Annotated in this window: 2 protein-coding genes; both read left to right on the top strand. The window is 44.2% G+C overall.

From position 1 onward, the window contains the following. The coding region (locus tag LY11_RS26845; protein ID WP_449415918.1) for a Mu transposase domain-containing protein at window positions 1-543 on the top strand (543 nt) is incomplete at its 5' end. Window positions 544-575: 32 nt separating this feature from the next. After that, window positions 576-1307 (top strand): IS21-like element helper ATPase IstB, encoded by a 732-nt coding sequence (gene istB / locus LY11_RS26415; RefSeq protein ID WP_111636567.1) that lies wholly within the window; start codon window positions 576-578, stop codon window positions 1305-1307. Window positions 1308-1425 lie beyond the last annotated feature (118 nt).

Raw genomic sequence — 1425 nt, 5'->3', positions numbered from 1 at the left:
AACTACCACGTGGTAGTTGGAGAAGACTGGCACTTTTACTCTGTCCCATACCGTTTCATCAGTAAGGAAGTCCGTATTATTTATTGTACAGACCATGTTGAAGTGTATTTTGGCAGCCTGAGAATAGCCTTACACACCAGGAGTTATGTTAAACACGGTTACACCACAGACAAGGAACATATGCCTGCCAATCACAGGGCCATCCTGGCCCATAGAGGCTGGAATGTAGAACATTACCTGCAGCAGGCTGCTGAAAATGGCTCAAATACCCTGGAACTCTTTAAAAAAGTTATGGAAAACAAACTCATTGTCGACCAATCTTATGCGGCCTGTACTGGCCTGCTCAGGCTGATTAAGCAGTACGGGGGAGCACGTATGGAGCTTGCTTGCAAAAGAGCACTGAAAGGATATAGGTTCAGTTACAAGACCATTAAAAGCATTCTGGAGAAGAACCTGGATATGCTTGAGGAAGAAGAGGTACCTGAATTCCGTCTGCCTAAACATAACAATCTCAGAGGCCCTGAAAATTACAATGTCAACTAACAAGATCTATTCATATACTAAAATCAACAGAAATGAACAGTCAACACACTGTAGAACAGTTAAAATCACTTAAACTTACCGGAATGGCCAAACGCTATGAAGCCGAACTTTCTCTTCCTGTACATGAACTGCAGGATCCTCACGCCCTGGTAGGCATCATTACCCAGGCCGAAGTGGAATATAGAGACCATTCCCGTACACAAAAGTTCCTTAAAAGCAGTAAACTCCGCTATCATGCCCTGCCCGAAGATATCCTTTGTAACCCTGAAAGAGGGGTTACAAGAGAACAGGTCTTAAGGCTTTCGGGTGGCATGTTTATAGAAAAAGGCGAGAATGTCCTCATAACCGGTGCTACCGGCTGTGGGAAAAGTTTTCTTGCTTGTGCACTGGGGCGCAGCTCCTGTTTGCTGGGCTATCGAACGCAATACTTCGGTATGAACAAATTCCTGGAAGCACTGGCTCAGGCCAGGTTGGATGGCACTTATCTGAAATGGATCAGGGCTATCTCTGCTAACAAACTGCTGATCCTGGATGACTTTGGATTGAAGGCTTTGAATAATGATGCCAGGATTGCCGTGCTGGATATCCTGGAGGATAGATACGGGAATGGGGCTACAATCATTACTTCACAGCTTCCGGTGGATACATGGTATGCTTTTATTGATGAACCAACATTGGCCGACGCAATTATGGACAGGCTGTCAGCTTCTGCGCACAGAATAGCCCTTACGGGAAAATCTTTACGAAATAAAAAAAATCATTAAGTTTGAAAAATACCACTCTTGTTTAGTGGGTATAATGCATAGTTAGTGTATTTTATGCCGCTCAAAGAAGTGGTGTACTTTGCCGTGGAACACTGGTGTACTTTGTTCGGAATATCCA

Origin of the sequence: Pedobacter cryoconitis, assembly GCF_003259615.1 — a bacterium.
Classification (GTDB): domain Bacteria; phylum Bacteroidota; class Bacteroidia; order Sphingobacteriales; family Sphingobacteriaceae; genus Pedobacter; species Pedobacter cryoconitis.
Note: the sequence above shows the minus strand (reverse complement) of the source record. Positions and strands in the feature narration are given on the sequence as shown.